Below are 8,595 nucleotides of genomic sequence, written 5' to 3' on the forward strand. Positions count from 1 at the left end.
AATTTCAGCTTAATTACTGTTTAATCGTAATCAGCGAATGACAAGCATAGTAGCGAGTCACTTTCATCTAGGCAAGTGTTTAAATAGACTTTTTTATTAAATTCAGTGCGTTTGCTTGCACAATAGCCAGTTTGGTTAATTTTGGTGATGATTAAATAGACTAATGTGATATTACGCATGTAATTAGGAAGTAAGAGCCACGAGTAAATATACTCGTGGCAATATGTTGGGGTTATTGAAGCAGCTCGTGATTTTCTGGTAATAGACGAATAATCCACAATACCAGTTTATGTTTCATATTAACGCCATCTTCTTTATCGATAGCTAATGGGGTGATTTGTTTACATTGCACTAATAAGCGATAAATACATTCAACGCGATCTGTTGAGCCAACGCCACGGTCTAAATCATTAAATCCTTGTTTTTGTGCAAAGGCGAAACCGAGTTCTAATGCTTTTTTTAATAGTTTTGCTTCGTTTTTATGTTTTTTCATTCTTATCTCCCTGAACCTCTACAATGTAGTGTAGTTTACCTATTCTCAAAATGAACTAATAGTAGCAAAAATGATAATTGAGGTTAACAGCAACTTATTGATGCCCAACCTTAAATTGGCAACGTTTAAATAATCGCTGCCAATAACTAACATGCTCAATAGTGGCTTGTTGAAATTGGCGTTGCACTTCACCTTGAAAATAATAACGCGCGTATAATGTCATCATTGCTGGTGGTTGATCATGGTGTTGAATCAGTGTTGTATAGAGGCTATCTAAATACGGTTGTAATTGTTGATACTGAGACTGTAGTTTACTTAAGTAGGGCTGAATATCATTGACGTAATATTTATAAAAAACATTACGTAAATATTGCGCTTGCTGTTGATTGATATTTTTACCGCAAATAACATTGTTCTCATGCTGAGTAAGTTGAGCAGTGATCGTATTCAACTCCGTAGTGATCTGCGCCATCGAATAAAACAGTTGCCCAAGATATTGTGTGTTATGAATTTGCTGTTGGTGATAAAGCAGTTGTTCAATATGGTTAGGTGTGAGTGTTACCAATGCTTGCGATATACTCTGTGAGGTCATTGTGGTCGTTAATGTATCTAAATAATTAAAAGCAGCAACAGTCTCGATATAGCCGCCAAATTGCTGTGGTTCCAATAATTGATGACCTAGAGTAAATTGTTGACGCCATTCTTTACCTGTAAACACCATATTCCATATCACCAGCGGTAATTGTTGTTGTTTTTGCTGATAAATATCATTGAGCTGAGATTGTAATTCACTGGTGCTATTGCTATTAAGCATCGTTAAACAATGATTGAGTTGTTTTAAAAACAGCACCTCATAACGTAACTGACGCGTTTGATCTTGTACTTTGCCTAAGACCGAATTACGTTCAGCAATTAACTGAAATAAACCACATTGGCGTAACTCATAAGCGTCTAATAACCCCATTCGAATATCTGCAACAGGTTGTTTGAGTGATCGTGTGTCAGGGTAGATAGGTAAATTTAACGGCAGAGTGTCTGCTGGCGTAATCTCCAACACATTAGCGAGTCGTTGTTGATAAGTGTTTAGCAGTGCGTTTGTGGCATTTTCTTTGCAACTAGTGAGTAGCAATGTACAACACAGCACTAATAATATTTTCATCATACTCTAACGTTAGTCACGATAAGTTAAGCATATGCAACCTTGAAGTTTTAGACAAAAAAAAGCGATCCTCAGATCACTTTTTTAATAATACATAACTCGCTATTAACGTAATGACATTTCAATTTGGCGCTGATGATCGAGTTTATGAACCCAATGCATACGTGCACCAAGCATGACAGCAGCAGATGTTAAGCCAATAATAAAGCCAATCCAGAACCCTTCAGGTCCCATAGGTTTAATTATCCAATCGGTCATTCCTAGAATATAACCAATTGGCAACCCAAGTAACCAGTAAGCAATAAAAGTACAGAAGAAGATTGCGCGCATATCTTTATAACCACGCAGCGCACCAGCAGCAACAACTTGTACCGCATCGCTACATTGGTAGATAGCAGCTAATAACAATAATTGACCCGCAAACATAATAACTTCAGGGTTATCAGTATAAAGTAATGCAATTTGTTCACGGAAAATCACGGTTAAAATCGCAGTACAAAAGGCTAATGATATGCCCACAATTAATCCGCAATGGCTGGCAATCTTAGCGCCAATAATATCTTCTTGTCCCATTTTATGCCCGACACGGATACTGACTGCTGCCGCTAAACTCATTGGTAACATATACACTAAGGATGAGAAATTCATTGCAATTTGGTGTGATGCTACCTTCAGTGGTCCAAGTGGCGAGATCAGTAATGCGATCACTGCAAATAAAGACACTTCAAAAAATAATGAGGCAGCAACCGGAAAGCCTAATTTAAACAAACGACTAATCGCAGCAAATTTAGGCGGATAAATTACCCCAAACACATTCAGACGGTTAAGGCGCTTATTGATTAACACAAACGCAAGCATTGCAAAGAACATAAACCAATACACGATAGCCGTTGCAATACCACAACCGACACCACCGAGTGCTGGCATACCAAACTCACCGTAAACAAAAATCCAGTTTAGAGGAATATTCAGTAATAAGCCTAAGAAGCCAATGACCATACCAGGAATAGTAAATGATAAGCCTTCAGAGAAACTTTTTAGAGTTTGGAAGAATAGAAATGCAGGTACAGCGAATAATACCGCATGTAAATAACCCACTGTTTTTTCAGCTAATACCGGTTCGACATTCATATAATGAATTAAAATACCTGCGTTGTATAAGATCAACATCGTTGGAATGGAAATCAATACAGCAAGAATAAAAGCGGTCTGAATTTCAAACGGTATTTTATCTTTTTTACCTGAACCACTCAGTTGAGCGACGATAGGAACTATCGCCATCAGCAACCCGACCCCAAATAAAATCGAAGGTAGCCAAATACTTGCAGCAACCGCAACCGCTGCCATATCGGTTGCGCTTACACCGCCTGCCATCACGGTATCAACAAAACCCATAGATGTTTGGGCAACTGAAGCAATTAAAACGGGTATCGCAAGTTTGAGTAATTGTGATGTTTCTTTGATGTAGTTTTGCACTCAGCATAGCTCCAAAAATGAGGAAACAAAAAGGGGAGGAATGAATAGCTGTTAGACACTATTTTAATGCATTCTAAAGATGGCTGGATTATATAAATAAAACGCATAAAGCCAAGTAATATTTAACACTTTATGTGGATAAAAACAAACGGCCTCGATAGGTGATCATCGAGGCCGTTAGGTTAAGTTGACAGTTCTAGTATTAAGTTAAACAGTAAAGAATTGATGCCCAAAGAAACCAATCGCAATAAAGGTGCTTGCGGCACTAAAAATACACAGTATTGGCGTCTTAATACTTGGGTAACGTTCGACAAGTAAGGCTAACCCAAGGAAGGTAGGATAAAGACCAAATGCGTAGCGTGGCATGGCATTAAGGCTTGACGAAAGAGGCAGTATTAAGCAAATGAACATAAACAGTGCTTCGGCATAATATTTACGTACCACTAAGTAAATATTAAGTGCAAAAGCCAGCAGCGCCATAATGGTGAGGTATAATTTAGGGCCTCCCGTTTCAAAACCAAACATTAGCCAATGGAATGGATTGGTAAGTTGACGTCCCCACGCGATTTGAATATGTCCAAACGCCAGCGCATCTCCAACATGAAAATACATGTAAGTCATAAAACCAAAAAAGCCAATTGGGATCACCCAAATAGCCGCTAATACTTTTAATGCGGGTGTTTTAAAGCGAAAGAAACTTTGAATACCGTAGTGTTGAATCGCAATAATTAATACAGGGAAAACTAAAAACACCCCAAGGTTACGGGTTATAGCTGCCAGCATGCCTAAAATAGCGACCCAAAACCATTGCTGACGGTAGCTAAATAAGAACACGCCAGCCACTAAAGCAATAAATAGTGGCTCGGTATAACCGGCAGAGGAATAAACCGTATAAGGTGAAAAACATAAGATCCACACCATGGTAGAACGTGTCGCGGCACTGATTTTTAGTTGTTTTAGTACCATTAATACCATTGGGATGCTAAATAAAAACGCGAGGTTAGACGCAAATGCTAACCCAAAGCGATAGTTATTAATCGGGTTTTCAAAAGTGGTTAAGTGCGAGAATATCCACCCTAGAAAGGGCTGTAATGGCATAAATGCCCAATTGGCGGCATTCTTTTGACCAAGCCACTGTGGAATCAGATCATAGCCATTATTAATAATGCGATAGAACCACACACAGTCAAAACGACAAACGGTTTGTAATAACGGTTGTTCGGCATAGTGCCCCGTCATGAACATACTCACGCCCCAAAGACCAAGGGCATAGATGACGATACGGCTAACAATGACAGCAAAAATTAAATTCAACCAATCTTTGCGAGTAAGACGAATGTCTATAAGGGATAAGGGATTCATTTAAAGACCCAGAATTTCGATAAAATAAAAGTAATAATTGGCACACATAAAGTTGAAATTGTCACCGCAACCCAACCTTTAACGTGTGCCGTTTGTAGTAACGTCACCAAGATGAGGTTATTAATGAAAAAGCCAAATAAAGATACGGCCAGAAATTTAAAAAACGAGCCTTTTTGAGCAAAAGTAAAATGACGATGACCAAAATATGACACTAAAAAAGCGAGACAAAAACCAAGTATATTCGCAACATATTCTGATGGGTGTGCTATTTGAAAAAAGTATAACCGCACCACGGAGAGATGAACGGCTGTAGCTAATAATCCCACAATAGCAAAGCGATTAAGTTGCCAAAAATGTTTAAGGAAAGACTCATTCATAATAATTACTAGACTTATCTAAGGCTGTTGATATTTTATTTTGCGGATCTAATGACTGTTGATTAGGTTTATAATTACCATAAATATCTTCAACTAAATAAATTGGTCGATGTTTAAGTTCGGTATAAATACGACTGACATAACCACCAATGACCCCTAAAGAAATAAGCTGGATACCGCCTAAAAAAAGCACTACTGAAATAGTAGACGCATAGCCTGGTGTATGAACCCCAAAACACAGCGCACTGATAACGATGTACATTAAAAAGATGAAAGATAATAATGAAATACCAAAACCGACAAAGCCCCAAACACGTAATGGCCAAGCGGTAAAGCTGGTGATGCCATCCATCGCAAAATTCCACAACTTCCAATAATTAAATTTGGTGTCGCCGACTAAGCGTTCAGGACGTTGAAAGTTAACGCCAATAGCACGTAATGATGACCAAGCTAATAAACCTTTCATAAAACGGTTACGTTCAGGTAATTGCTTTACCGTTTCAATCACGCAGCGATTAATTAATCTAAAATCACCTGCATTTTCAGGTAAGGTCGTTTCTGCTGATAAAAAGTTGAAGAAACGGTAAAAGCCGCCAGCAGTTAAGCGTTTGGTATAAGTATCTTGTGAGCGATCTACGCGAACACCATAGATAGTGTCATAATTTCCCGTTAGCCATAATGTGACAAATTCAAGGATCACTTCAGGTGGATCTTGTAAATCAACATCCATGATAACGGCGGCGTCACCTTGTACGTAATCTAAACCCGCAGTCATAGCGGCTTCTTTACCAAAATTACGCGCAAAGTTAACTAATGAAATACTGGGATCTTGCGTTATCATTTTCTCTATAACGAGCTTGGTATTATCCTTACTACCGTCATTAATAAACATAATGTCGATGTGTGAGCGAATGCTACTCAGTTTGTCATTAATAGCGTCTAAGAAGGGCTCAATAGCCACTTCTTCATTGTAGACTGGCACAATCAGTGATAAACGATAATCAAGCGGGTTTGGTTTATGATTCATTCTATGTTCCCAATTTATTGATTAATATGACCAGTATGATGTGGCAAAGATAAAGTATCGGCTTTCGTTGCTGCTAAGCTAATAGTAGTAACTTGTAGTGGTGTTGGTGTCGTTAATATGAATGTTTGTAACTGCTTTGGGGTCGATAAAAACTGTTGTTTGGGCAATTGAGCAACAAATGTTTTTCCCTGTGCGTGTGGCAATAATGTGCCTTGATAATGATTAAAGGTAAACGCCAGTGGTTTTATCTGTTGGGGTGCTGTTGCCAAGGTAAACGTGATAGTAACGTTGGCTGTTGGTGCCGTGGGTAGCGTAAAATATAAGCCACCTTGTTGAGTTAGCTCACGCATATTGTTATTGGTATCAAAGCTCCAACCTGCACGGGATAAGTTAGGGACATTATTTATTGTCTCTAATTTACTTGGCAATGTTAACGCCAGATTGGGTTGCTTGGGCTGCCAATATAATGTCTGGTTTTTAATATAATAGGCTTTATAGGCAAGGCTAACATTGGGCGTTATTGCTTTATAAAGTACCCAAATATAGTACCCAGATAACACCACTAATAAGCCGATAAGTAGTATTCGCAAAGCAGGTTGTTTTGGTTGTTGCTGTAGAGACTGTGTAACGGTTGATGAGACGTTAGCGGCCATAAAGTGTACCTTTAATACGTATTATTTGTTGACGAGCTATATAAAACAGAAAAAAGTTAGGCAAAATTAGCTAACTTCTATTGTCATACAAGTAATACGCTTATCGTATTGTAAAGTGTCACCTTAGTGTCAAAAAGTGATTTTTGACAACTATAGCTGATAGATTTGTTATGTTATTAACCGGATAAGTGTTTTTTCAATCGAATATTATCTGATAAACCCATATTATAAGAATAGGTTAATTTAATAAATAGGCATAAGGAATAGGTATGTTTACCGGAATTATACAAGGCATAGTGCCCGTCGTTAGTATTAATAAACAACAGAACTTTCAAACGCATATTATTCGTTTTCCTGAGGCACTGATGCAGGGATTAGCATTAGGTGCTTCTGTTGCACACAATGGTTGTTGTTTAACGGTGACTCATATTGAAGGAGAATTAGTTTCGTTTGATTTAATGCAGGAAACATTGAATGTTACTAATTTAGGCCTGCTTAATGTGGGAGATAATGTTAACGTTGAACGTGCTGCTAAATTTGGGGATGAAATTGGTGGTCATGCAATGTCAGGTCATATTATGGCGACAGCGATTGTTTCAGCGGTGAATATTTTTGAGAATAATCATCAAGTGTGGTTTTCTGTGCCAGAACAATTAATGAAATATATTTTTGCGAAGGGGTATATTGGTATTGATGGCATTAGTTTAACGATTGGTGAAGTGAAAGACGGTTGTTTTAATGTCAATTTGATCCCCGAAACCTTACAGCGAACTAATCTTAAATATCGTACGATCAATGATGTGATTAATATTGAAATCGATCCACAAACACAAGTTATCGTTGATACGGTTGAACGTGTAATGGCAAATAAAGAGCAGCGTTAAAATATTTGCTCATCATCAGCATCAACAAATAGATTAATGGTTTTATGTAATTCATCTACTTCCATGGTTAAATGGATCGGATTACAACAGATCGAGCAATCATCATAAAATTCCTGACTGCCAGCACTCGCATCAAGAGGAATTCTAATTATATGACCACAATGTGGGCAGCTAATATTTTGATTTGAATATTTGTGCATAATAGATCCTTATATACAGACATTAGAGGCATGGTTTGATATATCGTGTCGTATATTATTATTGATCCTAGCTGGTAGTTATCAATTTTGCGAATACTCGCGTTATAGTTATGGTATATCAACCTACCGTACACCAACACCGAGTGGCGATAGCGTGGGTGTACGGCGAGTAAATAAACAAGAGACGTTATTCATCCCATAACATAAGTTTGGTAATAATATTCTGTGCTTGGCCCATATATTCACCGCCAAATAGATTGCAGTGATTAAGAATGTGATAAAGGTTATACAGATCTTTACGATCTTGATAGCCTTCATCTAAAGGATATACTGACTGATAGCCTTTATAAAAGCTGGCTGGAAAACCGCCAAATAATTCGGTCATTGCGACATCACATTCACGATCTCCCCAGTAGGTGGCAGGATCAAAAAGGATCGGCCCAGAGACGGTTAATGCGGTATTGCCATGCCATAAGTCACCGTGGAGTAGGGAAGGCTTGGGTTGGTGATTACTCAAACGCTGAGCGACATTCGCAGTGATCGTATCAATATCACCAAAATGAAGTCCTTTTTCTTCGCAAAGTTGCAATTGCCATTCAATACGCTGCTCTGCAAAAAATTTATCCCAGCGCCGACGCCATTTATTAGGCTGAAGCGTTAAACCAATATAGTTATCAAAATCAAAACCATATTCAGCTTGCTCACCCCATAAATGCAGTTGGGCTAATTGTTGACCAAGTGTATAGCCTGCATCGTCATCGATGGTTTTAGTGGGAAGATAATTGAGAATCAGGAAGGATTTGTCGCGACAAGTACCAAGATGGAAATGCTGAGGAACTTGGACACAATTGGCTTCATTGAGGATACGTAAACTTTCGGCTTCTGTTTTAAAAACTGCGAGTTGATCTTTATCATTAAGTTTAATAAAAAAACGTTGTTCTCCATCACCAACACAATAGCATTG

The 8,595-nt window shown here is 38.2% G+C and carries 10 protein-coding genes; 1 reads left to right on the plus strand and 9 read right to left on the minus strand.

The window, feature by feature from the left end:
- Positions 1 to 232: 232 nt before the first annotated feature.
- The 7 genes from BTO21_RS03830 to BTO21_RS03860 form a co-directional block, all read right to left on the minus strand.
- Complete coding sequence (locus BTO21_RS03830) at positions 233 to 493, minus strand: DUF5062 family protein (RefSeq protein WP_065192825.1); 261 nt, start codon at positions 491 to 493, stop codon at positions 233 to 235.
- A 94-nt stretch (positions 494 to 587) separates the two neighbouring features.
- Complete coding sequence (locus BTO21_RS03835) at positions 588 to 1,655, minus strand: DUF3080 domain-containing protein (protein WP_045026420.1); 1,068 nt, start codon at positions 1,653 to 1,655, stop codon at positions 588 to 590.
- A gap of 102 nt (positions 1,656 to 1,757) precedes the next feature.
- Entirely contained in the window at positions 1,758 to 3,128 is a 1,371-nt protein-coding gene (locus BTO21_RS03840; protein ID WP_045026419.1) for an MATE family efflux transporter, read from the minus strand.
- Between the two features lie 207 nt (positions 3,129 to 3,335).
- Complete coding sequence (locus BTO21_RS03845) at positions 3,336 to 4,490, minus strand: membrane protein (protein WP_045026417.1); 1,155 nt, start codon at positions 4,488 to 4,490, stop codon at positions 3,336 to 3,338.
- A complete protein-coding gene (locus BTO21_RS03850) occupies positions 4,487 to 4,867 on the minus strand; it encodes a GtrA family protein (protein ID WP_045026416.1) in 381 nt (126 codons plus the stop codon). The genes BTO21_RS03845 and BTO21_RS03850 overlap by 4 nt, the downstream gene beginning before the upstream one ends.
- Positions 4,860 to 5,894 carry a glycosyltransferase family 2 protein gene (locus tag BTO21_RS03855; protein ID WP_065192829.1) on the minus strand — a complete coding sequence of 345 codons (1,035 nt, stop codon included), beginning with the start codon at positions 5,892 to 5,894 and terminating at the stop codon, positions 4,860 to 4,862. The genes BTO21_RS03850 and BTO21_RS03855 overlap by 8 nt, the downstream gene beginning before the upstream one ends.
- Before the next feature lie 14 nt (positions 5,895 to 5,908).
- Positions 5,909 to 6,547: a hypothetical protein gene (locus tag BTO21_RS03860; protein ID WP_052672573.1), complete on the minus strand. Its 639-nt coding sequence runs from the start codon at positions 6,545 to 6,547 to the stop codon at positions 5,909 to 5,911.
- A 269-nt stretch (positions 6,548 to 6,816) separates the two neighbouring features.
- On the opposite strand from BTO21_RS03860, the gene BTO21_RS03865 reads away from it, so the two are divergent.
- Positions 6,817 to 7,431: a riboflavin synthase gene (locus BTO21_RS03865; RefSeq protein ID WP_045026414.1), complete on the plus strand. Its 615-nt coding sequence runs from the start codon at positions 6,817 to 6,819 to the stop codon at positions 7,429 to 7,431.
- Here the strand turns inward: BTO21_RS03865 and BTO21_RS03870 are convergent.
- The gene (locus tag BTO21_RS03870; RefSeq protein WP_045026412.1) at positions 7,428 to 7,631 is read right to left on the minus strand and encodes a CPXCG motif-containing cysteine-rich protein; all 204 of its coding nucleotides are present in this window, start codon (positions 7,629 to 7,631) and stop codon (positions 7,428 to 7,430) included. The two genes, BTO21_RS03865 and BTO21_RS03870, sit on opposite strands and share 4 nt — an antisense overlap.
- A gap of 187 nt (positions 7,632 to 7,818) precedes the next feature.
- A partial coding sequence (locus BTO21_RS03875) for a fructosamine kinase family protein (protein ID WP_105026690.1) occupies positions 7,819 to 8,595 on the minus strand: 777 nt, incomplete at its 5' end.

Source organism: Photobacterium phosphoreum (assembly GCF_002954725.1).
GTDB classification, from domain to species: domain Bacteria; phylum Pseudomonadota; class Gammaproteobacteria; order Enterobacterales; family Vibrionaceae; genus Photobacterium; species Photobacterium phosphoreum.